Origin of the sequence: Streptomyces sp. NPDC059718, from assembly GCF_042733315.1 — a bacterium.
Taxonomy (GTDB): domain Bacteria; phylum Actinomycetota; class Actinomycetes; order Streptomycetales; family Streptomycetaceae; genus Actinacidiphila.
In genome coordinates this window covers 20,567-43,122 of sequence record NZ_JBHWGA010000018.1, presented here as the reverse complement: position 1 = coordinate 43,122, position 22,556 = coordinate 20,567, and the positions used below count along the sequence as shown (strand labels likewise).

The window sequence follows — 22,556 nt, the reverse complement described above, 5'->3', positions numbered from 1 at the left end:
GCCATATCTGGTTACGCGTATTTTGTTCGCTTAGTACGTAAAGTCAGACCATGCCCACGCCACACGGGTCCCGAGGCGGAATGGCGTTCAGCGCGGATGAACTGCGCGTGCTCCGGCGCGCCCTCTCAGCGGCCCTCCAGTCCAGCACCATGATCCCCACCCCCGACGAGGTCAGGGACTATCTGCGCCTCGCCGAGGACATCGACGAGGCGGCCCGCGAGGGCGGGCGGCTGCGGACCTTCCAGCTCGCGGAACTCGCCCGGTACCGCGCGGCGCTGCCGGGCAGCGCCGCCGGCTACCTCGAGCGGCTGACAGGCGCGCTCGACACCGGTTACGTGCCCCTGCCGGACGACCTCGCCGCGCTGCGCCGACTGCACGACGCGCCGTGCACGGACGCCGAGGCGCACCGCAGGCGGGCCGTGCTGCGCCGCTGCGAGCACCTGGCGGAACTCGACGTGCGCGCCCGCCTGGAGGCGCGCATCCCCGCTCCCTCACAGCCCTGCGGCACGCCCTCCACCGGCAGGGCCCGGCTGCGCGCGCTGCCCGGCGGACGGGCCGCCTCCGACGATCCCAAGCCGGGCCCCAAGCCCGAGCCGAAGACGCCCCCCGCCGAGCCGGCCGCGCCGGACCCCGGTGAGGAGAAGCGCAAGGTGCCCACGCCAGCCGAGATCTTCCCGCCGCGCCGCCGCACGCCGCCGCCCCCCGAGGAGCGGGCCACGGGCTGACGCCGGGTCACCGCACAACCTTCCGGAGACGTCACGGGTCCTTCCCGTGACGTCTCCCGTGCGTTCACGGGTGCGCCACCTGACCGTCGACTTCCTCAGGGGGAACCCGGCATGAGACTCATCCGGCTCGCGGTCTGCACCGCGGCCGCCGTCATGACCGCGACGGCGGGATCCGCCGTCATGGCGGGCGCGGCCTCGGCCGAGCCCCTCAGAGCCGAACTGCACCTGACCGCACCCGGCGACGTCGGGGTGGCGGCGACGAGCACCGCGTACAAGACGTTCGAGATCACCGCCCTGGTCCAGCGCTTCGACGACGGGCAGGTGCCGGAGCCCGCCCACGAGGTCGTCGTCACCATGGACCTCGCCGCCCTGGCCGGCGTCGTGGACGTGGCGCTCCCCGCGGACCTGTGCACCACCTCGGGCGCCACGGCCACCTGCTCGCTGGGCACGGTCGACCACGCCGGCACCGCGATACCCGTGAGGATGCGGGCCGCCTCCGGCTCCAGGACCGACGACGCCGCGACGCTGCGCTACTCGGTGAGCGCCAAGGACGCCGGGCCGGATCCCGACAGCATGACCGCCACCCGGATCACGGTCGGCAGCGGCCCGGACCTCGTCGTGCCGAAGTCGTCCACCGCCTCCGACGTGCGGCCCGGCGACACCCTCGACCTGCCGGTCGTCATCGCCAACGCCGGTGACCGGCCCACCCGCGGCGGCGTCTCCGTCCTGGTGCGGACCAACCTCACCCGCTCCTTCGGCACGGGCCTGGTGATGGCGGACGACTTCGGCAACTGCCGCCACGCCCCGGTGGGCCAGCCGGAGGACGCCTTCGTCTGCCACTTCGCCACCGACATCGCCCCGGGCGAGGTGTGGGAACTCGCGCAGCCGCTGAAGATCGAGGTCTAGTCCGGCGCCACCGACGGCAGGGTGGGCTACCAGGCCGACCTGATCGGCGGAAACCTCGACGACGACGCACAACTCGGCACCCCCGGCACCGGGGCGCCGCTCACCCTGGTCCGCAAGACGTCCGCCCCGGCGGCGAAGGACACGCGCGGCCCCGGGACGGCGGCCCGGAAGCTCGCCGCGCAGGAGGGCTGGGACGTCGACTACACCGACAACCTCGGCGGCCTGGACGTCACGATGTACGACCCCGAGGGCCCGGCCCCCGGCCACCGCGGGGCGGACCTGGTCGCGATCGGGGACACGGTCCGGGCGACCGTCGGCGAGCGGACGAAGGCCGTCGTGGGCCTGCGCAACGAGGGCGACGAGGCCGTGCGGGCACGCGGCACCAGCGGGACCGGGCCGGCCACCTGGGTCGCGGTGGAGATCCCCCGCGGGGTGCGGGTCACGGCGCGCGACGGCGCCTGCAGGCTGACCACGAGCGCGGACTGGGACGACTACCCGGGCGGCGTCACCTTCGGCGACGACCCGCAGGACGTCGCGCCCGTGCCGACCGGGACGATCTACTACTGCCACACACGCCACTCGATCGAGCCCGGCACCTCCCAGACCTTCTCCTTCACCCTCGTCGCGGACCGGGCACTGGAAGGGGCCACCGGCCTGGTCTTCGCGGCCTCGGACTACGGCGTCGACCGCAAGGGCCAGAAGAACAACGCGGGCGTCCTCACGGTCACGGCCGAGGCGTCGTCCGGCTCCGGCGGGAGCACCTCGGGCGGTTCCGGCGTGGCTCCGGCCGGCGGGACGGGCTCCCTCGCCGCCACCGGCGCGGGGCCTGTACGTCCCCTGGCGGCCGGCTCGGCGGCCTGCGCCGTCCTGGGCGCCCTCCTGATGGCGGCGGTCCGCCGCAGGGCGCGTACGGGCGCGTAGCCGCCCCTCAGCGACGACCGTGGCCCCGGCCCGCGACGACGCGGACCGGGGCCACGGCTTCGCCCGACCGGGGGGATACGTCCCCCGGTGGTGGTCCGCCGCGGGGCGCGGCAGGGGGCGTGGCTACCCTGGTGCCATGGACTACGTCTCCGCGCTCGTGCCCCCCACCGTGATGGCCATCGCGTTCACCTTCCTCATCCGGACGCTGATCAGGAGCCAGGGCGGGGTCAACAAGGCCAAGGAGGACGCGGTGGTCGACGCCGCGCTGTCCGGCGCGCAGCCCCCGGCCCAGCGGTCGGGCGGCATCGAGAAGCCCCGGGTGTGACCTCGGGATTTCCGGCATTCCGGGCATTGTGCCCGTAAGCAACTAGTATTCGGGTGTGCCCCGTCCATTGGGAGACCTCGAAGACGCCGTGATGAGCCGGGTGTGGCGCTGGAACCGCCCGGTGACGGTGCGCGAGGTGCTGGAGGATCTCCGCCGGGAGCGCTCGATCGCGTACACGACGGTCATGACCGTAATGGACAACCTTCATCAGAAGGGCTGGCTCCGGCGGGAAGCCGAAGGACGCGCCTATCGCTATGAGGCGGTTTCCACTCGGGCCGCTTACTCGGCGGCACTCATGCACGAGGCGTGGGCCGCCAGCGACAACCCCGCGGCGGCCCTTGTCGCCTTCTTCGGCATGATGTCGGCGGAACAGCGAGAAGCCCTCCGTGACGCAATGCGGGTGGTGCAATCCGCTGATCCGGGTGACCCCGGGGAGACGGGCGGATCGGACGGGCGATAGCGTCCGCACATGCGCGCCGCATCAAATGACGTCACCATCCGCCGGGCCCGGACGGCCGACGTGCCGGCTGTCCGGCGACTGCTCGACGCCTATGTCCGCGACCGCATCCTGCTCGACAAGCCGACGGTGACGCTTTACGAGGACATCCAGGAGTTCTGGGTGGCCGAACACGACCAGGACGCCGAAGTGGTGGCTTGCGGCGCATTGCACGTGATGTGGGAGGACCTCGCCGAGGTGCGCACCCTCGCGGTCGATCCGGCGCAGCACGGCAAGGGCGTCGGGCATCTCGTGCTGGAGAAGCTGCTGCAGACCGCGCGGTGGCTGGGAGTGCGGCGAATTTTCTGCCTCACCTTCGAAGTGGACTTCTTCGCGAAGCACGGCTTCGTGGAGATCGGCGAGACGCCGGTCGACGGTGATGTCTTCGGTGAGCTGCTGCGGTCAAAGGACGAGGGCGTGGCCGAGTTCCTCGACCTCGAACGAGTGAAACCGAACACCTTGGGCAACAGCCGGATGCTGTTGCATCTGTGAGGCTGCCCACGGCGTCCGTCCGGCACAACAGTATGTCCGAAACGTTCCCGCGGAAGGCCGCGGGGATGGTGGCCGGCCGGGAGCAGTTCGGGCAAGGGGTTTGAGTTTTCCGGGAAAAGGCGGTTTGCTTTTACCGGTTATCCGTATTCGATGAAAGGGAAGCCGGTGGCACAGAAGGTTCAGGTCCTTCTTGTTGACGACCTCGACGGCGGCGAGGCGGATGAGACCGTGACGTTCGCACTCGACGGAGTGACGTACGAGATCGACCTCACCACCGACAACGCCGACAAGCTGCGTGGTCTCCTCGGCCCGTACGTGGACAACGGCCGCCGTACCGGTGGCCGCGCCGGCCGGGGCCGCGCCGCGAAGGGCGCCTCCCGTGGGGGCGCCGCGAGCCAGGACACCGCGAAGATCCGCGCGTGGGCCAAGGAAGAGGGTTACGAGGTCAACGACCGCGGCCGTGTCCCCGCGCAGATCCGCGAGGCGTACGAGAAGGCGCACGGCTGATCGGTCCGGGCGACACGCAGCCGGACCCGGTGGCAGGCGGTCGCGAGCGCGGAGACCAGGGCCGTCAGGCCCACGGTCCCTCCGGAGCGTCCGTCCGCCGCGGGGTTGGGCTGCGTGCCGAGCGTCATGGCGGGCAAGGAGAACGGCGCGCCGGCGTGGCGCCCGCCGTCCGGAACGGGCGGCCGGAGCCAGGCCTGCGCGCCGTCGTCGTAGGCGGCCTCCCGCCCGCACAGCGGTACGAGGTCGAGCGGGATGCCGCTCCACTCCAGCCAGTCCAGCAGGCCGGGCAGTTCCTCGGCGCTGCCCGGGGCGACGAAGAAGCGCATCCGGTACCCCGCCAGGGCGACCGGTCCCGTCCGGGGCGCCGGGAAGCGGCCGAGCACCTCGTGCCCCGCCTGCGCGGGGACGTCGAGGGCGTCCGCGTGTTCCAGGGTCGCCGGGACCCGTGAGGCCTGCATGCCCTGCGCAACGCTCCCCGGGGGTCCCGGGTTACGAGGCGGGTCACCGGGAGTGCCCGGCCGGCCGGTTCCCGTCACCCTCCGTGAATCCCCAGGACGCAAGTCTGTTCGCCTATAGCAGACAGCGGGCGTGCTCCCGGCATGGACTGTCCGTGCGGGCGGGTAAGAAATACCTAGTGGGAACGGACGACGGCCATGTCGGACAGGCGGGGCGTTCGCCCTCGGCGTACTGGATAAAGGGCTATCCGCCTGGCCTGCGGGAACATCGTCTCGCACCATCGGGTTGAGGCTGTTGTCGACGGCGCGGGGGTTAACGACCTCGCAAGGTGTCGACGGTTGAAGTGAGCTGCCCCGCTGTGCGGGACTAGCATGCGGAAGGACAGGGAGGGGACACGCCCCTAACTGCCCGACCGCTCTGAGGAGCGATTAACGATGTTCGAGAGGTTCACCGACCGCGCGCGGCGGGTTGTCGTCCTGGCTCAGGAAGAAGCCCGGATGCTCAACCACAACTACATCGGCACCGAGCACATCCTCCTGGGCCTTATCCACGAGGGTGAGGGTGTCGCCGCTAAGGCCCTGGAGAGCCTCGGGATTTCGCTCGAGGCGGTCCGCCAGCAGGTTGAGGAGATCATCGGACAGGGGCAGCAGGCCCCGTCCGGCCACATCCCCTTCACCCCCCGGGCCAAGAAGGTCCTGGAGCTGTCGCTCCGCGAGGCCCTCCAGCTCGGCCACAACTACATCGGCACCGAGCACATCCTGCTCGGCCTGATCCGCGAGGGCGAGGGCGTCGCCGCCCAGGTCCTCGTGAAGCTGGGCGCCGATCTCAACCGGGTGCGGCAGCAGGTCATCCAGCTGCTCTCCGGCTACCAGGGCAAGGAGGCCGCCACCGCCGGCGGTCCGGCCGAGGGCACCCCCTCGACCTCGCTCGTCCTGGACCAGTTCGGCCGCAACCTCACGCAGGCCGCTCGTGAGACCAAGCTCGACCCGGTCATCGGGCGCGAGAAGGAGATCGAGCGCGTGATGCAGGTGCTGTCGCGCCGCACCAAGAACAACCCCGTCCTCATCGGCGAGCCCGGCGTCGGCAAGACCGCCGTCGTCGAGGGCCTGGCCCAGGCCATCGTCAAGGGCGAGGTCCCGGAGACGCTGAAGGACAAGCAGCTCTACACCCTGGACCTCGGCGCCCTGGTGGCCGGCTCCCGGTACCGCGGTGACTTCGAGGAGCGCCTGAAGAAGGTGCTCAAGGAGATCCGCACCCGCGGCGACATCATCCTGTTCATCGACGAGCTCCACACCCTGGTGGGTGCGGGCGCCGCCGAGGGCGCGATCGACGCCGCCTCGATCCTCAAGCCGATGCTCGCCCGCGGCGAGCTGCAGACCATCGGCGCCACCACGCTCGACGAGTACCGCAAGCACCTGGAGAAGGACGCGGCCCTGGAGCGCCGCTTCCAGCCCATCCAGGTCGCGGAGCCGTCGCTGCCGCACACCATCGAGATCCTCAAGGGCCTGCGGGACCGCTACGAGGCCCACCACCGCGTGTCCATCACGGACGCCGCCCTGGTGGCCGCGGCGACCCTCGCCGACCGCTACATCTCGGACCGCTTCCTGCCGGACAAGGCGATCGACCTGATCGACGAGGCCGGCTCCCGGATGCGCATCCGCCGGATGACCGCTCCGCCGGACCTGCGCGAGTTCGACGAGAAGATCGCCGACGTGCGCCGGGAGAAGGAGTCCGCGATCGACTCGCAGGACTTCGAGAAGGCCGCTTCCCTCCGCGACAAGGAGAAGCAGCTGCTCTCCGCGAAGACCAAGCGGGAGAAGGAGTGGAAGGCCGGCGACATGGACGTCGTCGCCGAGGTCGACGAGGAGCTGATCGCCGAGGTCCTGGCCACCGCCACGGGCATCCCGGTCTTCAAGCTCACCGAGGAGGAGTCCTCGCGTCTGCTGCGCATGGAGGACGAGCTGCACAAGCGCGTCATCGGCCAGAAGGACGCGATCAAGGCCCTCTCGCAGGCCATCCGCCGTACGCGGGCCGGTCTGAAGGACCCCAAGCGCCCCGGTGGCTCGTTCATCTTCGCCGGCCCGTCCGGGGTCGGTAAGACCGAGCTCTCCAAGACGCTCGCCGAGTTCCTCTTCGGCGACGAGGACGCGCTGATCCAGCTCGACATGTCCGAGTTCAGCGAGAAGCACACCGTCTCGCGGCTGTTCGGCTCCCCGCCCGGATACGTCGGCTACGAGGAGGGCGGCCAGCTCACCGAGAAGGTGCGCCGCAAGCCGTTCTCGGTCGTCCTCTTCGACGAGGTCGAGAAGGCCCACCCGGACATCTTCAACAGCCTGCTGCAGATCCTGGAGGACGGTCGCCTGACCGACTCCCAGGGCCGGGTCGTGGACTTCAAGAACACGGTCATCATCATGACCACCAACCTCGGCACCCGGGACATCTCCAAGGGCTTCAACCTCGGCTTCGCGGCCGCGGGTGACGTCAAGACCGGGTACGAGCGGATGAAGGCCAAGGTCGGCGAGGAGCTCAAGCAGCACTTCCGCCCCGAGTTCCTGAACCGTGTCGACGACATCGTGGTCTTCCACCAGCTCAGCGAGGAAGACATCATCCAGATCGTCGACCTCATGATCGCCCGGGTGGACGAGCGCCTCAGGGACAAGGACATGGGCATCGAGCTCAGCCCCGAGGCCAAGTCGCTGCTCGCCAAGCGCGGCTACGACCCCGTGCTGGGCGCCCGGCCGCTGCGCCGGACGATCCAGCGCGAGATCGAGGACGTGCTCTCCGAGAAGATCCTCTTCGGCGAGCTGCGCACCGGTCACATCGTGGTCGTGGGCACCGAGGGCGAGGGCGAGAACATCAAGTTCACCTTCCGGGGTGAGGAGAAGGTCGCCGTCGCCGACGCGCCTCCGGTCGAGGCGGCCGGCGGGCCGAACCTCAGCAAGGAAGCGTAACCGCAAGTAATCGCACAGCGAGCCGACCCCGTCCGCACATTAGTGCGGGCGGGGTCGTCGCGTTTTGCGTTCCCCATGAACCCACCCTTGTTGCGCCGGTTGCATTTGTGGAAAGGTGAGCGATGTTCAGCACGGACTCCTCCTTCTCCGTGCTCCGGCCGGTGTCGTGCCGTCATTCCGGCAGGCATTCGAAAAGATCAGCCGAGAGTGAGGAGAGGCCACCTTGCCCCTTCACCGGCGCCCCGGCCTCACCTCCCCCCACGTAGCTGCGTCCCGCGCCGGCACATTGGTTCGTACTTTTCCCGGCGGGGCGAACGCGGAAGGAAACTCTCGTTGAAGGAATCCCCGCACCCGAATTCCGCGCACCCAGGCCGGCTGTTCGGCGTACCGGACGAGGCGTTGTCCGGAGAGATCGGAAAGTCCCTGGGAAAGGAAGGCGCGCACCAGCCGTTCGAGGAGTTGCTGGCCCGCCATTGGCGGCCGGTCTCCGAGTACGCGGAGTTGTGCACGGTCTCCGGACACGCCGCCGGTATCCTCGCGGCGGCCGCGTTCACCCGGGTCTTCGTCGACACCCTGCGGCTGACCGGGCCCTCGGCGGCCTGGCGCCCCGAACTCCTGATCACCGTCCACAAGATCGCCGAGGAGTGGGCCGTCGACCGCCGCCGCGCCTGGCTCCACCGGCGGCTGCGTCCCCGGCCCGACCAGACCGACACCCGCCTGGCGGTACCGGAGAACCGCCGGCTGGCGAACCGGGCCTTCATGCGGCTGCCCGAGCCCGCCCGCTGCCTGCTCTGGCACGCCGAGGTCGACGCCGAGCCGCTCGACGTGCCGGCCGGGCTGCTGGGCATCGACCCGGAGCGGGCGGCGGCGCAGCTGGAGCTCGCCCGCACCCGCTTCCGCGAGGCCTGCGTCCAGGCGCACCGGGACCTCGCGCCGTACGAGGCCTGCCTGCAGTTCAGCCGTCTGCTGGACATCTCCATCCACCGCGGGGGCGCCGGTCTCGTACCCGACCTGCAGCGGCACATCGCCCGGTGCGACCACTGCCGGTACGCGGCCGAGCAACTCGACCACTCCGGGGACCGGCTCGGCGTGCTGATCGCCGAGGCGGTGCTGGTCTGGGAGGCGCGGGGCTACTTCGACTCCCGCCCCACCCGCCGGGCGGCGCGTGACAACGATGCCGAGAAGGGCTCCGGCGGTTCTCCCGGGCGGCGCCACGGCGGCCGCAGGCGCCGCGCCGCGAGCGGCGGCCGCCGGGGGCTCGCCGCGACCCTGCTGGGCATCGGCGGCTGCGCCCTGGTGACCGCCCTGGTGGTCGGCCTCACCACCGGCGACGGCGGCAGCGACGACCGTGCCTCCGGTACGGCGCCCACCGCGGCCACGGCGTCCCCCACCGCCTCGGCCTCGGTCACCACTTCGGACACCGCGCCGGGCACGGTCACCGCCGACCCCGCCCCCACCGACGGGCTCCGCGGCCGGCTCCGGAACAACGGCGACGACCTGTGCATCGACCTGTCCGGCCGCCGCACCGTGATCGGCACCGGGGCGGCCACCGCGCGCTGCGACTCCGGTGCCACGCAGTTCTGGTCGTACGAGCCGGACGGGCTGATGCGGAGCGTCGCCCAGCCCGCGTACTGCCTCAACTCCCACCGCGGCCCCGCGCTGGAACTGGGTCTGTGCACGGCGTCCTTCGTCACCGGCGCCGAGGACGTGCGCTACGACCTCACCCTGACCGGGGACCTCATCCCCCGCTGGAACCAGCAGCTCGCGGTCGCCCCCGAGGGCCGCGAGCCGGGTGCGGAGGTCGTCCTGCGGCCCCGCGACGGCCGGCCCGTCCAGCGCTGGACCTTCGACACCTCCGTCGCCCCGCCCCGCTTCCAGTCGGTGGCGTACACCACCGGCTCGCAGCTGCTCGCCGGCTCGACCCGGGTGGCCGCGCCGCCCTCGGCGCCGCCGAGCCCGACGCCCACGGCCACCGGTTCCCCGGCCCCCGGCGGGGAGCCCTGCGAGGGGGACTGCGACGGCGGCGGCGACGGCCGGGGCCACGGCGGCTGGGACGGCTGGGGGGACCGGGACGGCGGCTACCGCCCCTGACCCGGTCCCGGGACGACGGTCACGTGCGCGGGCAGCCGGTCGGCCCCGGCGAGGCGGTCGGCCGGCAGCGGGATGCGCACGGTCAGCGACCCGGGGTGGGCCGCGAGCGGTGACAGGTCGAACCGTCCGTCGGCCGGGGCGGCCAGCTGCAGCTCCCGCAGCGCGGGCAGCCCGCCGATCGACCCCCAGTCGGCGGGCGTGCCCGGACCGAGCAGCGCGAGCCTGCGCAGGCCCCGCTGGCCCGCCAGGAAGCGCAGGTCGGGCAGCGCGCAGTCCTTCAGCCTGACCTCGGTGAGGGCGAGCCCGGCCACGTACCCGGTCAGCTCGTCCACGGGCAGGTCGCCCCGCAGGTCGAGGCGGGTGGGCCGCAGACCGAGCCTGCGCAGCTCGCGCAGCTGGTCGGCGGAGCGGACGGTGAAGTCCAGGCCTTCCGGGTCGAGACGGGCGACGACCTCCTGCGCGTACACGGCGCAGTCGAAGCGGTGCCAGGACCACATCAGCTGGGCGCGGACACGCACGGACGGGTGCGCGGCGAAGCGGCCCAGATAGCCGGCGGCCCGGTCCGAGGGCAGGTGGCAGGCCGTGACCACGACGTGGAGGGCGTCCTCGTCGCCGAGCCCGCCGGGGCCGGGGAGCAGGTCCAGGACGAGCGGTCCGGCCTCCGCCAGGGCGCGGGCCTCGGCCGCGTCGGCGGGCGGGACCAGCGCGGCGGCGCGGCGTTCCACGGCCCCGCGCACGGCCGGGTCGAGTGCGGTGGCGTGCTCCAGGCAGGCGGCGGCGAGCAGGTGGAGCCGTGCCCGGGTGCGCCGGTCCGCGGCGAGGTCACCGCGGTCGAGGAGGTCCTGGAGGATCGCGACCCGCTCGCCCGGGCGGGCGAGCGCGACGGCCATGCGCAGGACGTCCTCCCACCGGTCGTCGGCGGCGTGGGCGGCGAGCAGCCCGAAGTCGCCCTCCTCGACGGCGGCGCGGGCGCCCAGGTAGTCCTGGAAGGTGCGGTGCACGAAGTCGACCGTGCCGGGTGCGGGCCGGCGCAGCACGCCGCCTCGGTCGAGGAGGTGGGTGAGGACGGCGGCGGCGTCGCCGAGCGCGGCGGCCTCGGGCACGGCGGGCAGTGCCCGCGCGACGACGGCCTCGGCCCGGTCGAGGTCCATCTCGGTGCGGCCGTTGCGGACCAGCCAGTGCGCCAGCCGCTGCAGCAGCTCGATCTGCGCCTCCTCGCGCAGCGGCACGACCGCCGCCTCCCGTTCCCGGTCCCGGCGGACCAGCAGCATCGACAGGGCGGCGGCGTACAGGTCCTTCCTGGCCCGCGGGAGGTAGCCGCGGCGGTCGTGGTGCAGGGCGCAGATCAGGCCGCACATCAGGGGGTTGGTGGCGAGCCGGCCGAGGTCCGGCTCGGCTCGTACGGCGCTCAGCAGCCCGTCGGCGTACCCGGCCGCCTCCGGCCCTGCGGCGGCGTGCCAGCGGCGGACGAAGGCGGCGACGTCGGCGGGGCCCATGGGGGTCAGGGCCAGCTCGGTGAAGCCCTCCCCGGCCAGCCAGTCCTCCCGTACGGCGGAGGGGCGGGAGGTGACCAGCCAGCGGTTGCCGGGATGGGCGTCGAGCAGGTCGCGGAGCCAGGCCCGGGCGCGGCGGCGCTCGGACTCGGGGATCTCGTCGATGCCGTCGACCAGCAGCAGCCCGCGGCCCTCCGTCAGGACCCGGGTCTCCCAGCCGGCGGGCTGCGTGCCGGCGAGCGGGCAGCCGGCGGCGGCGAGGAAGCCGGGGGGCGCGGGCAGGCGTTCGCCGTGGCGGGTGAGGGTGCGCAGCGGGAGGACGAAAGGGATCCGGTCCTCCAGGTACGCCATGCCCTCGTCCGGGTCCTGGCGCGCGCAGGCGATCGCCAGCCACTGCACGAGCGTGGTCTTCCCCGACCCGGCCTCGCCGCGCAGCAGGACCCGCTCGTGCGCGGCGAGCGCACGGTCGGCGGCGCGGGGTCCCCCGGGCCCCTCCGTCCCGCCGTCCTGAGGCCCGCCGTCCGGGGGCCCGCCCACCGGGGGCCCGGCGGACGGTGCCGCCTCCAGGCTGAGGTAGGCGGTGTCCAGCGGCCAGCGGTCCGGGGTGTCCGCCAGGTCGAGGCCGTGGATCGTGAGCCGGCCGTGTTTCTTCGCGACGTACGCCAGGTAGCGCCGCTCGAAGGCCGCGTCCTCGCCGCCCGGCAGCGGGGTGCGGGCGATGAGCTCGTCGACGCGGGCGGTCAGGTCGCCCAGCGTCCGGCTCTGCTCGACCAGGGTGGCGGCGACGAAGGTCGAGCGCTGGGTGAAGAAGTGCAGGATGTGCAGGCAGGCCGTGTCGAGCAGCCGTTCGTGGAAGTGCGCCCCGTCGGCGCTGAGCTCCCGTTCCGGGGACCCGGCCGCACGGCGCAGCGCGCGGGCGAACGCGGTGTGCCCGAGGCCCACGGCCTGCAGGTCGGTGAGGTCGAGGTCGCCCAGGGCCCGCAGGGAGGCCGCGAGGGCGTCCGCGACGGCGGTCTCCTCGTCGGCGCCGACGGGGCGTTCCCCGGTGCGCAGGGCCTGGTGCACCAGCTTGGCGGCCAGGGCGCGCAGGTCCGCGTCGGTGAGGGTGCGCTTCTCGCCCCTGAAGGAGACGCGGGAGGAGATGCGGACCGGCCGGTCCACGAGGCCCGCGCCGGGGCCCTCGGCCACGAAGAGCCTCTTGAGCAGTGGCCCCGCGACAGCCGACGCCAGCCGTACGCCCACGGCAGAAGGATCCACGTTCCCGCCCCCCGTCGCGCGGTTCGCGCGGTTTTCCCTTTCCCGCGCTCCGCGTGCTCCCGGATTTCCCATTCCGTGTGACCCGGGCCACGGGACCTAGGTCCCGAAGGGCAATTCCCTTTGGTCCCGGGGCCGGTGACGTGACCCACGTGACCTGGGCCACGTACGAATCACCATAGGGGACAGAACCCTTGCCGCAGGCGGGGAAGCGGGGCACGGGCGGTGCAACCTACGAAAGACGGTAGTAATCGGGGGGGTTTGTCCGGGGCTGGAATGTCGGGTTACCAAGGGATCGCGGCGAACACGTCGCAATGTACTTGTCCGGCTATTTCCGCGAGGTAATTCCGAATGCGTATGCCCAAGATCTCGAACTCCGTCTTCCGCGGCCGTCGCACCGTCGTCACCGCCGGCGTCTGCGCCTCGCTGGCACTCGGTGCGGCAGGGACGGCCATGGCGGAGACGCGGGACGGGAGCCTGCTGGGCCTCGGCGCGGCCGGGAAGCTGGCGGACGTCACCCGGGCTCAGGCCGACGTGCAGCAGCGTGCCGCCGCCGTGAAGGCCGACCGTCACGCGCGCGCCGAGCTGCACTGGAAGCACCGGAACCACGTGGCGCAGTCCGCGAAGAGCGCCCCGCAGCAGCAGAGCCGCAGCAACAGCGCCTGGTCGGTCCCGGTCAAGAAGTACGCGCTGTCCGCCGGTTACATGCAGAACGGCGCCCGCTGGGCCCACAAGCACTCCGGCCAGGACTTCGCCGTGCCGATCGGCACCAACGTCCACGCCGTGAGCGCCGGCACCGTGGTCGAGGCGGGCTGGGGCGGCGCCTACGGCAACAACATCGTGATCCGCCACGCCAACGGCATGTACTCGCAGTACGGCCACCTGTCGAAGATGCAGGTGCGCATCGGCCAGCACGTCGGCCAGGGCCAGCAGATCGCGCTGTCCGGCAACACCGGCAACAGCACCGGCCCCCACCTGCACTTCGAGATCCGCAAGACCCCGTACTACGGCTCGTCCGTCAACCCGCTGCCCTACCTGCGGGCTCACGGCGTGTCGGTCTGACCCCGGTAGGTCTGGGCGATCAGTTCCTGGGCGACCTCGAGGACGGCGGCACGCTTCTCCTCGGGGTCGCCCTCGAGGTTCTGCATGGCGAACATCCCCGCGTGCATCGCGAAGACCGCGGTGATGGAGCGCACCTGGTCGGTCAGCGGCGCGTCCGGGTCCTTGAGCAGGGAGTGGACGGCGAGCAGCTTGGTCTTGAAGGTCTCGCCGATGCTCAGGTCGCGGACGGTGGCCTGGTTCTCCTGGATGAAGCGGAACAGCGGTCCGGCGCTCCACAGCGCGTCCGCGTAGCGGCGCAGCACCTCGCACTTGGTCTCCAGGGTGCGCGGCTGCTCCGTGGCCCAGGCGATCAGCTCGTCGACCGGTGAGGCGAGGTCCTCGACGATGCTGTTGAGGATGTCCTCCTTGGTCCTGAAGTGGTAGTACAACGCCGCTTTGGTCACGTCCAGGTGCTCGGCGATCTCGCGCAGGGACGTCTTCTCGTATCCCTGCTCGGCGAAGAGTTGCAGCGCGACGTCCTGGATGCGGCGTCGCGTATCACCTCTGCGTGCGTGGGGCGTTGCCATGGGCGAACTTTAACTTACTTGACGCCCGGCTAGTAAGCCGCATACTGTCAGGGTGCCCCAGGCAACTAGCCGGGCGGCAGGTAAGCAACCGAAGACAGGCAAGAAACAAGTAGGGGAGCTTGTGATGGCGGACACCGCCGACACCCCGCAGCGCAGCGTGCGCGTGGTGTTGTTCGGGCTCATGATCGCGATGTTGCTCGCGATGCTGGACAACATGATCATCGGCACCGCGATGCCCACCATCGTGGGCGAGCTGGGCGGCCTGGAGCACCTTTCGTGGGTGGTCACCGCGTACACGCTGGCCACCGCCGCATCGACGCCCGTCTGGGGCAAGCTCGGCGACCTGTACGGCCGCAAGGGCATCTTCATGTCGTCGATCGTGATCTTCCTGATCGGATCGGCGCTGTCCGGCATGGCGCAGGACATGGGCCAGCTGATCGCCTTCCGCGCCGTGCAGGGCCTGGGCGCCGGCGGTCTGATCGTCGGCGTGATGGCGATCATCGGTGACCTGATCCCGCCGCGGGAGCGCGGCAAGTACCAGGGCATGATGGCCGGCGTCATGGCGGTCGCCATGATCGGCGGACCGCTCGTCGGTGGCAGCATCACCGACAACTGGGGCTGGCGCTGGAGCTTCTACATCAACCTCCCCCTCGGCGTGGTCGCCCTGTTCATGATCTCGGCGGTGCTGCACCTGCCGAAGAAGCAGATCAAGACCAGCATCGACTACCTCGGCACGGTGCTGCTCACCGTCAGCATCACCTCGCTGGTCCTGCTCACCACCTGGGGCGGCAACCAGTACGCGTGGGGCTCGCCGCAGATCCTGGGCCTGCTGGTGCTCGGCCTGGCCGCGCTGGCCGCCTTCCTCTTCGTGGAGAACCGCGTCGCGGAGCCCGTCATCCCGCTGCACATCTTCCACAGCCGCAACTTCTCGCTGATCTCGGTGATCGGCTTCCTGGTCGGCTTCGTGATGTTCGGCGCGATGACCTTCCTGCCGCTGTACCAGCAGACCGTCCAGGGCGCCTCCGCGACCAACTCCGGCCTCCTGCTGCTGCCGCTGCTGCTGGCGATGATGGTCGTCTCGCTGATCGCCGGCCGGATCACCACCCAGACCGGCAAGTACAAGATCTTCCCCATCGTCGGCGGCGGCCTGATGACCGTCGGCCTCTACCTGCTGTCCACGATGGACACCGGCACCACCCGCTTCGTCTCCGGCCTGTGGATGGCCGTGCTCGGCGCGGGCATGGGCTTCCTGATGCAGATCACGATGCTGATAGCGCAGAACAGCGTCGAGATGAAGGACATGGGCGTCGGCTCCTCGTCCTCCACCCTCTTCCGGACGATCGGCGGCTCCTTCGGCGTCGCCCTCTTCGGCGCGATCTTCACCCACCAGGTGCAGAACACCATGACGGACCGCCTCGGCGACGCCGCCGCGGGCGCCGCGTCCGGCTCCGCCCAGCTGGACCCGGCGGGCCTGGCCAAGCTGCCCCCGGCCGTCAAGGACGCCTACCTCCACGCCGTCGCCGGCGGCACGCACCACGTCTTCCTGTGGGGCGCGGCGGTCAGCGTCATCGGCTTCCTGCTGGCCTTCTTCGTCAAGGAGATCCCGCTGCGCTCGGCGCCGGCCACGCCCAGCACCGAGGAAGCGGTCGCCGCGGTCGAGGTCGTCTGAGCCACCGGCCCACCCCGCTCCACCCGCTGCCGATGCTCGCACGGGGGTCGTCGTCCGACCCGCGTGCGGGCATCGTCCGTTCGGCGGACAACCTGCGGCCCATGGCGTGGGACGGCTGCGTCGGACCCGCCGTCACTCGCGGGGCAGCAGCAAGCGGGCGACCGCGCCGCCGCCCTCCTCCTCGGGCACGTTGCGGAAGGTGAGGCGGGCGCCGAGGACGCGGGTCTGACCGGTGGCGATGGTCAGCCCCAGGCCGTGGCCGCTGCCGGCCCGGTCACTGCTGCCCGTGCGGAAGCGGCTCGGGCCGTCGCGGAGCAGGTCGCGGGGGAAGCCCGGGCCGTGGTCGCGGACCTCCACGTACGGGCCGTCGACGGTGACCTCGACCGGCGGGCGGCCGTGCCGCCCGGCGTTCGCCAGCAGGTTGCCCAGGACGCGCTCCAGCCGGCGCGGGTCGGTGCGGACGACGGCGTCGTCGCGGACGGTCACGGTCGCCTCGGGAGCGGCGGCCGCGACCCTGCGCCGCACGAAGTCGCCGAGCGCCACGTCCTGGAGGTCGGCCTGCTCGGCGGCGCCGTCCAGCCGGGCGACCTCCAGGACGTCCTCGACGAGCGTGCGCAGCGCCTGCGAGCGGTCCCTGACCAGCTCGGAGGGGCGGCCCGGCGGCAGCAGCTCGGCCGCGGTGACCAGCCCCGTCACCGGGGTGCGCAGCTCGTGGGCGATGTCCGCGGTGACCCGGCGCTCCGCCTCCAGCCGGCCGGCCAGGACGTCCGCCATGGCGTCCACGGCGCGCGCCAGCTCGTCCGTCTCGTCCCGGACCCGGCCGCCGATCGCGTCGCGCACCCGTACGTTCGTCTCCCCGTCGGCCACCCGGCCGGCCGCCTCGGCCGCCTTGCGCAGCCGCCGGGACAGCTGCCCGCCGATGAGCACGCCCAGCGCCGTGCCGCCCACGACGACCGCCGACGAGCCGATGACCAGCGCCTGGTCCAGGTCCTCCAGGACCGAGAAGCGGTCGGTGAACGCCGAATTGAGGGACAGGACCTTGCCGTCCGCCAGCGGGGTCTCCGCCCACACCACGGGCGCGCCGCCGGTGTCGGAGACGTAGGTGGCGCGCTTGCCCTCCCGGGCCAGCCGCTTCAGCGGCGCGGGCAGGTCCGGGTCGTCCAGCCGGGCGTCGAAGGTGAGCCGGCCGGTGGACTCGTAGATCCGCTGGGCGAACTGCACCCGCTCGTTCTGCACGTCACGGGAGTTGTCGATCATGCTGGCCCGGGCCGCGTTGTGCACCACCAGGCTCAGCACCAGCGCGACCAGCGCCGACACCACGGCGATCGCCACGCAGACCTTCCAGCGCAGCCCGATCTTCGGCAGCGGACGGGGCCTCCTCGCCGCGGGGCCCCCGGGACGCGCGGTCACCGCGTCAGCCCCTGAGCTTGTAGCCGAAGCCGCGCACCGTCTCGATGCGCTCCTGCCCGATCTTCGCCCGCAGCCGCTGCACATGGACGTCCACCACCCGGGTGTCGCCGCCCCATTCGTAGTCCCAGACCCGCTCCAGCAGCCGGTCCCGGGACAGCACCGTCCCCGGCGCCGCCGAGAACTCCAGCAGCAGCCGCATCTCCGTGGGCGTCAGCGCCAGGCGGTCACCGGCGCGCCGCACCTCCATCCCCTCCGGGTCCACCTCCAGGTCCCCGAAGGCCAGCACCCCGGCCCCGGCCGGGGGCTCGTCCGCCGCGGCCACCCGGAAGCGCCGCAGCACCGCCCGCATGCGGGCGGTCAGCACGGCCCCGTCGAAGGGCTTGGTGACGTAGTCGTCGGCACCCGCCTCCAGGCCCAGGACGACGTCGATCGCGTCGGCCCGCGCCGAGAGCATGATCACCGGCACCGTCGACTCGTCCCGGATGCGCCGGCACAGGCTCACCCCGTCCAGGCCCGGCACCATCACGTCCAGCAGCGCCAGGTCAGGCTGCCGGGCCCGGAACGCCTCCAGCCCGGCCAGGCCGTCCGGCACGGCGGTCACGTCGAAGCCGTCGCGCTCCAGCGCCAGCGTCGTTGCCTCGCGGATGACGTCGTCGTCCTCGACGAACAGGACGTGCGTGTCAGCCATGCGGACCGCTCCCGGTGTCGTCGTCCGTCTCGTAGTCGCGGTGGGAGAACGAGACCTCCTCGAAGCGGGAGCCGTTCCACCGGTACGTGGTCACGTCCTCGCCCGAGGGGTTGGAGACCGCGTCCTGCGGCTCGTACACCTGGTGGGTCACCTTCAGGGTGCCGTCGCCGATCTCGGCGAAGACGGGGGGCTGCTCGTCGGCGAAGACGTTGACGTACGCGCCGTCCACACGGCGGTAGACGTAGGTCCCGATGCCCACGCTGTCCGCGCAGGTCGAGACGGTGACCACCAGGTCCGTGCCGTCCCCGCCGGTCAGCCGGCCCGAGCGGCGGTCCACCGGGTACGGCTGCTGCGCGGGCTTCGGGCGGGTCCCCGCACCCGTGGACGGCGCGGCGCAGGCCACCAGGCTGTCCCGGATGTCCCGGGCCACCTTCGGGTCGTGCTTCACCAGGCGCACCACGTCCGCGGTGGCCTTGGCGTCCACCGCCCGCGGGTCCGCCGACCGCCCGCCGTCCAGCGTGCGGGCGTCAGGTACCGGCGCCGACACCGAGGGGGACGGCAGGGCCGGGGAGGCGACCGCGGCGGTGCCCTCCTCGCGCACGCCGCCGGCGTCGCGGCAGCTGGTCACGGCGACGAGTGCCCCGCACACCGCGACAGCGGCGGCGGCGGTACCCACCGGGACTACGCTGCGGCGCACACGCCCTCCGTCCTGCCCGTGACGGGCTCCACGGGCCTTCCGTATCCGTTGCTCTGCCGCTCGAGCTCGGCGCGCAGCCGCGCCAGCGCCCGGTGCAGGGTGCTCTTCACGGTACCCACCGACATGCCCAGCGCGTGCGCCGTCTCCTCCGTGCTGAGCTGCCGGTAGTGGCGCAGCAGCACCACCTGGCGCTGCTTGGGGGCCAGCATGCCGAGCGCGTCCAGCAGCATCGCCCGGTCGGCCCGCTGGTCGGCGCCGTCGTCCACGGAACCCTCCGGCAGCTCGGGGGTCGGCACCTCCTCCAGCCGGCGGGCGCGCCACCACTCGGTACGGGTGTTGATCATCACCCGGCGCATGTAGGCGTCGGCCAGGTTCTTGTCGGCGATGTCGCCCCAGCGCGGGTAGGTGCGGGCCAGCGCCGTCTGCACCAGGTCCTGGGCGTCGATCGGGTCGGGGACGAGCCGGCGCGCGCTGCGCAGCAGGGCCTCCTGCCGGTTCCGCACGTACTCCTCGAAGTCCATGACCTGGGCTGTCCCCTGGGCGTTCGCCGCCATGGCGTCCCTCCGTCCGGCGCGCTTGATTACGACCTGGTCGACGCTACGGAGCGGATGTACGGCTTTCGCGACCACCGCCGCACAGCGGACCCACAGCCACCCATCGGTTGTGTAACGACAGGGCCGTCCGGAGTGTGCGCCGCTCAGCCGGGCAGCCGGTACAGACCGTCCTCGAGGGGTTCCACCAGGCCGTCGGCGACCAGGCCGTCCAGGGCCCGGGCGCGCTGGACGGGCTCGTGCCACACGGCGTCCAGCTCGGCCTGCGCCACCGGCTCCGTGGCCTCGCGCAGCACGGCCAGCAGCCTGCCCCGGACCTGGCGGTCGGTACCGGCGTACGTCTGGCCGCGGCGGGGCGGGCCCTCGTGCGCGGGGGAGCCGGCCAGCCGCCAGGCGCACTGCCCGGCGATCGGGCAGCGCACGCACTCGGGGCCGCGGGCGGTGCAGATCAGGGCGCCCAGTTCCATCGTGGCCGCGGCCCAGCGGGCGGCGGTGGCCTCGTCGGCGGGGAGCATCCGGTGGGCGATCCGGCGCTCGGCGGCGGTCGTCGCGTTCGGCGGGTACTCCACACCGGTCACGGCGCGCGCGAAGACCCGGCGCACATTGGTGTCCAGCACCGCGTGCCGCTGCCCGTACGCGAAGGAGGCCACCGCGGCGGCCGTGTACTCGCCGACCCCCGGCAGGGCCAGCAACTCGGCGTGCTCCGTCGGCACTTCGCCGGCGTGCAGCTGGGCGATCGCGGTCGCCGCGGCGTGCAGTCGCAGCGCCCGGCGCGGATAGCCGAGCCGGCCCCAGGCGCGGACCGCCTCGCCGGAGGGCTCCGCCGCGAGGGCGCCGGGCGTGGGCCAGCGCTCCAGCCACGCCCCGTACACCGGCAGGACCCGGCTGACCGGGGTCTGCTGCAGCATGAACTCGCTGACCATGACGCCCCAGGCGCCCGCTTCGGGACGGCGCCACGGCAGGTCCCGGGCGTTGTCGTCGAACCAGTCGATCACGGGGGAGTGCAGCTGCTGGTGGTCGCGGTCGTCGTTCATAGCGCCTCCGATCCTACGTCCCCGGGACCGCCGTGGCGGGCAGCGCGAACGGGTGGGGGAGCTCCCCGGAACGGAGGGGAGATCTGCTGATCAATCACACAAGTTGCCAGCGTGCCGCGCGTGCCTTGGTCCGATTCAAGGGAAACCGCATAAGGTTTGCGCGTGGGCTCAATGCGCAATCCCGTGGGACCTCTCCCGTCCTCCATCTACTGGCGGCGACGGGCGGTTGTGCTGCTCCTGGTCGGGCTGCTCACCGTCCTGGTCGTATGGGCCGTCAACTCCCGTGACGGCGGGGGGAACAGCGCCAACGGGCCGGACGGCCGTTCACCCGCGCCGTCCATCACCCCCGGCCCGTCCGCGAGCGGTCCGCTCAACAGCTCCCGCCCGGGCGGCTCGGTCGGCGGTGGCTCCGGCGGCGACGACGGCGGTGACGCCACGGACGGCGGCAGCGGCGACTCCGGCGCCACGGACGGCAGTTCGCAGGGCGCCGACTCCGGTGCCACCGACGGTGGTACGGACGCCGGTGCCTCGGGCGCCGCGGACGCGGGTGGTTCCGGCGGCAGTGGCGGTGGGAGCGGCAGCGGCGGTGCGCAGTTGCCCGCGGGCTCCTCGCTGCCGAACTGCGGGCCAGGCGTCTCGCTGAGCGTGCGCAGCACCGACAACGCCTACGAGCCCGGTGAGCGGCCGCGGTTCACGCTGACCGCGACCAACCCCTCCGCCACCGCCTGCAAGCTGGACTTCGGCCCGGACTCGGCGGTCTTCTCCATCAGCGACGTCAACGACCACCATGTGTGGGCCAGCGACGACTGCCCCAAGAGCCGTGCCTCGTACCTGCTGCAGGTCCCGGCGGGCGGCTCGACCTCGTACGACGTCGAGTGGGACCGCCGGACGAGCTCCCCGCAGTGCGCCACGCCCAAGGGCGGGGCGGCCCCGTACGGCACCTACCTGCTCGAGGTGAAGCTCCCGGGCCGCTCCGCGAAGCAGACGTCCTTCGTCCTGAAGAACGTCTAGGACGTCCGGGGCGGCCAGGACGCCCGGACGTCCGGCCCGGGGCCGGACCCCCGGGCCTCAGACGTAGCGTTCCAGGATGGAGGACTCCGCGAGGCGCGACAGCCCCTCGCGGACGGAGCGGGCCCGGGCCTCGCCGACGCCGTCGACCGTCTGAAGGTCGTCCACGCTCGCGGCGAGCAGCTTCTGCAGCCCGCCGAAGTGCTCGACCAGCCGCTCCACGATCGTGTTCGGCAGCCGGGGCACCTTTGCCAGCAGCCGGTAACCGCGCGGCGAGACCGCGGAGTCCAGCGCCTCGGGGGAGCCGGCATAGCCCAGCGCCCTTGCCACGGTGGGGAGTTCGAGCAGCTCGCCCTGGGGCAGCGAGTCCAGTTCGGTGAGCGCCTCGGCGACCGTGCGGCTGCGCTTGGCGGTCGGCTCCGGCACGTAGTCGCGGACGACCAGCTCGCGCTCGGGCTCGACGCCCGCGATCAGCTCGTCCAGCTGCAGGGAGAGCAGCCGGCCGTCGGTGCCCAGCTCGACCACGTACTCCGCGATCTCCGTGGCGATCCTGCGCACCATCTCCAGGCGCTGCGCGACCGCCGTGACGTCCCGGACGGTGACCAGGTCCTCGATCTCCAGGGCGGAGAGGGTGCCCGCGACCTCGTCCAGGCGCAGCTTGTAGCGCTCCAGGGTGGCCAGCGCCTGGTTGGCGCGGGAGAGGATGGCCGCCGAGTCCTCCAGGACGCGGCGCTGACCGGCCACGTACAGGGCGATCAGCCGCATCGACTGGCTGACGGAGACGACCGGGAAGCCGGTCTGGATGGAGACCCGCTGCGCGGTGCGGTGGCGGGTGCCGGTCTCCTCGGTGGGGATCGCCGCGTCCGGCACCAGCTGGACCCCGGCCCGCACGATCTTGGTGATGTCCCGGTCGAGGATGAGGGCGCCGTCGAGCTTGCACAGCTCGCGCAGCCTGGTGGCGCTGAACTCGACGTCCAGCACGAAACCGCCGGTGCACAGTGATTCGACGGTCTTGTCCATGCCCAGCACGATGAGGCCGCCGGTGTTGCCGCGCAGGACCCGCTCGAGGCCGTCCCGAAGGCCGGTGCCGGGGGCCACGGCGCTCAGGGAGGCGCGCATCAGACCCTCACCGCCCGAGCCCTCGCGACTCCAGGCCTTGCCGGGAGCTGACGCCCGGTCGTTGGCTGCCACTGCTCTCCTCCGGTCGTACGGATGCCCGGATGGGCGAGACCAGGGCAAAGTTTACCGTCGGAA

Annotated in this window: 21 protein-coding genes; 12 read left to right on the top strand and 9 right to left on the bottom strand. The window is 72.4% G+C overall.

Annotated elements, in window-relative coordinates:
* The first annotated feature begins 50 nt into the window (after nucleotides 1-50).
* The 7 genes from ACFV3E_RS21085 (at nucleotide 51) to ACFV3E_RS21055 (ending at nucleotide 4,372) form a co-directional block, all read left to right on the top strand.
* Complete coding sequence (locus ACFV3E_RS21085; RefSeq protein ID WP_499513220.1) at nucleotides 51-725, top strand: hypothetical protein; 675 nt, start codon at nucleotides 51-53, stop codon at nucleotides 723-725.
* A 111-nt stretch (nucleotides 726-836) separates the two neighbouring features.
* Entirely contained in the window at nucleotides 837-1,631 is a 795-nt protein-coding gene (locus ACFV3E_RS21080; RefSeq protein WP_500536002.1) for a hypothetical protein, read from the top strand.
* Between the two features lie 21 nt (nucleotides 1,632-1,652).
* Complete coding sequence (locus ACFV3E_RS21075; RefSeq protein ID WP_500536001.1) at nucleotides 1,653-2,552, top strand: hypothetical protein; 900 nt, start codon at nucleotides 1,653-1,655, stop codon at nucleotides 2,550-2,552.
* A 136-nt stretch (nucleotides 2,553-2,688) separates the two neighbouring features.
* Entirely contained in the window at nucleotides 2,689-2,877 is a 189-nt protein-coding gene (locus ACFV3E_RS21070; protein WP_500367481.1) for a hypothetical protein, read from the top strand.
* A gap of 55 nt (nucleotides 2,878-2,932) precedes the next feature.
* Nucleotides 2,933-3,337 (top strand): BlaI/MecI/CopY family transcriptional regulator, encoded by a 405-nt coding sequence (locus ACFV3E_RS21065; protein WP_499513223.1) that lies wholly within the window; start codon nucleotides 2,933-2,935, stop codon nucleotides 3,335-3,337.
* Between the two features lie 9 nt (nucleotides 3,338-3,346).
* On the top strand, nucleotides 3,347-3,865 hold the full coding sequence (locus ACFV3E_RS21060; protein ID WP_431962047.1) for an amino-acid N-acetyltransferase: 519 nt from the start codon (nucleotides 3,347-3,349) through the stop codon (nucleotides 3,863-3,865).
* Nucleotides 3,866-4,030: 165 nt separating this feature from the next.
* Entirely contained in the window at nucleotides 4,031-4,372 is a 342-nt protein-coding gene (locus ACFV3E_RS21055) for a histone-like nucleoid-structuring protein Lsr2 (RefSeq protein ID WP_499513224.1), read from the top strand.
* On the opposite strand, the gene ACFV3E_RS21050 is transcribed toward ACFV3E_RS21055, so the two are convergent.
* Complete coding sequence (locus ACFV3E_RS21050) at nucleotides 4,303-4,830, bottom strand: SCO3374 family protein (RefSeq protein ID WP_500536000.1); 528 nt, start codon at nucleotides 4,828-4,830, stop codon at nucleotides 4,303-4,305. The two genes, ACFV3E_RS21055 and ACFV3E_RS21050, sit on opposite strands and share 70 nt — an antisense overlap.
* Nucleotides 4,831-5,262: 432 nt before the next feature.
* On the opposite strand from ACFV3E_RS21050, the gene ACFV3E_RS21045 reads away from it, so the two are divergent.
* Nucleotides 5,263-7,779 (top strand): ATP-dependent Clp protease ATP-binding subunit, encoded by a 2,517-nt coding sequence (locus ACFV3E_RS21045; RefSeq protein ID WP_499513226.1) that lies wholly within the window; start codon nucleotides 5,263-5,265, stop codon nucleotides 7,777-7,779.
* A gap of 333 nt (nucleotides 7,780-8,112) precedes the next feature.
* Entirely contained in the window at nucleotides 8,113-9,870 is a 1,758-nt protein-coding gene (locus ACFV3E_RS21040) for a ricin-type beta-trefoil lectin domain protein (RefSeq protein WP_500535999.1), read from the top strand.
* Here ACFV3E_RS21040 and ACFV3E_RS21035 read toward each other — a convergent pair.
* Nucleotides 9,858-12,605, bottom strand: a complete 2,748-nt coding sequence (locus ACFV3E_RS21035) for an NACHT domain-containing protein (protein WP_500535998.1) — start codon at nucleotides 12,603-12,605, stop codon at nucleotides 9,858-9,860. The genes ACFV3E_RS21040 and ACFV3E_RS21035 overlap by 13 nt on opposite strands.
* 363 nt (nucleotides 12,606-12,968) lie before the next feature.
* Between ACFV3E_RS21035 and ACFV3E_RS21030 the strand changes: the two genes are divergently transcribed.
* Nucleotides 12,969-13,679, top strand: coding sequence for a M23 family metallopeptidase (locus ACFV3E_RS21030; RefSeq protein WP_500535997.1), 711 nt, complete (start codon nucleotides 12,969-12,971; stop codon nucleotides 13,677-13,679).
* On the opposite strand, the gene ACFV3E_RS21025 is transcribed toward ACFV3E_RS21030, so the two are convergent.
* Nucleotides 13,661-14,245 carry a TetR/AcrR family transcriptional regulator gene (locus ACFV3E_RS21025; protein ID WP_500535996.1) on the bottom strand — a complete coding sequence of 195 codons (585 nt, stop codon included), beginning with the start codon at nucleotides 14,243-14,245 and terminating at the stop codon, nucleotides 13,661-13,663. The genes ACFV3E_RS21030 and ACFV3E_RS21025 overlap by 19 nt on opposite strands.
* Before the next feature lie 124 nt (nucleotides 14,246-14,369).
* On the opposite strand from ACFV3E_RS21025, the gene ACFV3E_RS21020 reads away from it, so the two are divergent.
* Nucleotides 14,370-15,914, top strand: a complete 1,545-nt coding sequence (locus ACFV3E_RS21020) for an MDR family MFS transporter (RefSeq protein WP_500535995.1) — start codon at nucleotides 14,370-14,372, stop codon at nucleotides 15,912-15,914.
* A gap of 132 nt (nucleotides 15,915-16,046) precedes the next feature.
* Here ACFV3E_RS21020 and ACFV3E_RS21015 read toward each other — a convergent pair whose 3' ends face one another.
* The 5 genes from ACFV3E_RS21015 to ACFV3E_RS20995 form a co-directional block, all read right to left on the bottom strand.
* Nucleotides 16,047-17,408: a sensor histidine kinase gene (locus ACFV3E_RS21015; protein ID WP_500535994.1), complete on the bottom strand. Its 1,362-nt coding sequence runs from the start codon at nucleotides 17,406-17,408 to the stop codon at nucleotides 16,047-16,049.
* Entirely contained in the window at nucleotides 17,329-18,012 is a 684-nt protein-coding gene (cseB, locus tag ACFV3E_RS21010) for a two-component system response regulator CseB (protein WP_500535993.1), read from the bottom strand. Before cseB ends, ACFV3E_RS21015 begins: the two co-directional genes overlap by 80 nt.
* Nucleotides 18,005-18,709: a hypothetical protein gene (locus ACFV3E_RS21005; RefSeq protein WP_500535992.1), complete on the bottom strand. Its 705-nt coding sequence runs from the start codon at nucleotides 18,707-18,709 to the stop codon at nucleotides 18,005-18,007. Before ACFV3E_RS21005 ends, cseB begins: the two co-directional genes overlap by 8 nt.
* Entirely contained in the window at nucleotides 18,694-19,263 is a 570-nt protein-coding gene (locus tag ACFV3E_RS21000) for a SigE family RNA polymerase sigma factor (protein ID WP_500367465.1), read from the bottom strand. Before ACFV3E_RS21000 ends, ACFV3E_RS21005 begins: the two co-directional genes overlap by 16 nt.
* Nucleotides 19,264-19,406: 143 nt before the next feature.
* Nucleotides 19,407-20,294: an HhH-GPD family protein gene (locus tag ACFV3E_RS20995; protein WP_500535991.1), complete on the bottom strand. Its 888-nt coding sequence runs from the start codon at nucleotides 20,292-20,294 to the stop codon at nucleotides 19,407-19,409.
* 171 nt (nucleotides 20,295-20,465) lie between these two features.
* Here ACFV3E_RS20995 and ACFV3E_RS20990 point away from each other — a divergent pair, with 171 nt between their 5' ends.
* Nucleotides 20,466-21,305, top strand: a complete 840-nt coding sequence (locus ACFV3E_RS20990; RefSeq protein ID WP_500535990.1) for a hypothetical protein — start codon at nucleotides 20,466-20,468, stop codon at nucleotides 21,303-21,305.
* A gap of 57 nt (nucleotides 21,306-21,362) precedes the next feature.
* On the opposite strand, the gene disA is transcribed toward ACFV3E_RS20990, so the two are convergent.
* A complete protein-coding gene (disA, locus tag ACFV3E_RS20985; RefSeq protein ID WP_500367461.1) occupies nucleotides 21,363-22,493 on the bottom strand; it encodes a DNA integrity scanning diadenylate cyclase DisA in 1,131 nt (376 codons plus the stop codon).
* Nucleotides 22,494-22,556: the final 63 nt, after the last annotated feature.

Coding starts and splice junctions, on each gene's coding strand:
- ACFV3E_RS21085 (WP_499513220.1), top strand. CDS start 51: ATGCCCACGCCACACGGGTCCCGAGGCGGAATGGCGTTCAGCGCGGAT.
- ACFV3E_RS21080 (WP_500536002.1), top strand. CDS start 837: ATGAGACTCATCCGGCTCGCGGTCTGCACCGCGGCCGCCGTCATGACC.
- ACFV3E_RS21070 (WP_500367481.1), top strand. CDS start 2,689: ATGGACTACGTCTCCGCGCTCGTGCCCCCCACCGTGATGGCCATCGCG.
- ACFV3E_RS21060 (WP_431962047.1), top strand. CDS start 3,347: ATGCGCGCCGCATCAAATGACGTCACCATCCGCCGGGCCCGGACGGCC.
- ACFV3E_RS21050 (WP_500536000.1), bottom strand. CDS start 4,830: ATGCAGGCCTCACGGGTCCCGGCGACCCTGGAACACGCGGACGCCCTC.
- ACFV3E_RS21045 (WP_499513226.1), top strand. CDS start 5,263: ATGTTCGAGAGGTTCACCGACCGCGCGCGGCGGGTTGTCGTCCTGGCT.
- ACFV3E_RS21030 (WP_500535997.1), top strand. CDS start 12,969: ATGCGTATGCCCAAGATCTCGAACTCCGTCTTCCGCGGCCGTCGCACC.
- ACFV3E_RS21025 (WP_500535996.1), bottom strand. CDS start 14,245: ATGGCAACGCCCCACGCACGCAGAGGTGATACGCGACGCCGCATCCAG.
- ACFV3E_RS21020 (WP_500535995.1), top strand. CDS start 14,370: ATGGCGGACACCGCCGACACCCCGCAGCGCAGCGTGCGCGTGGTGTTG.
- ACFV3E_RS21015 (WP_500535994.1), bottom strand. CDS start 17,408: ATGTGCAGCGGCTGCGGGCGAAGATCGGGCAGGAGCGCATCGAGACGG.
- cseB (WP_500535993.1), bottom strand. CDS start 18,012: ATGGCTGACACGCACGTCCTGTTCGTCGAGGACGACGACGTCATCCGC.
- ACFV3E_RS21000 (WP_500367465.1), bottom strand. CDS start 19,263: ATGGCGGCGAACGCCCAGGGGACAGCCCAGGTCATGGACTTCGAGGAG.
- ACFV3E_RS20995 (WP_500535991.1), bottom strand. CDS start 20,294: ATGAACGACGACCGCGACCACCAGCAGCTGCACTCCCCCGTGATCGAC.
- ACFV3E_RS20990 (WP_500535990.1), top strand. CDS start 20,466: ATGCGCAATCCCGTGGGACCTCTCCCGTCCTCCATCTACTGGCGGCGA.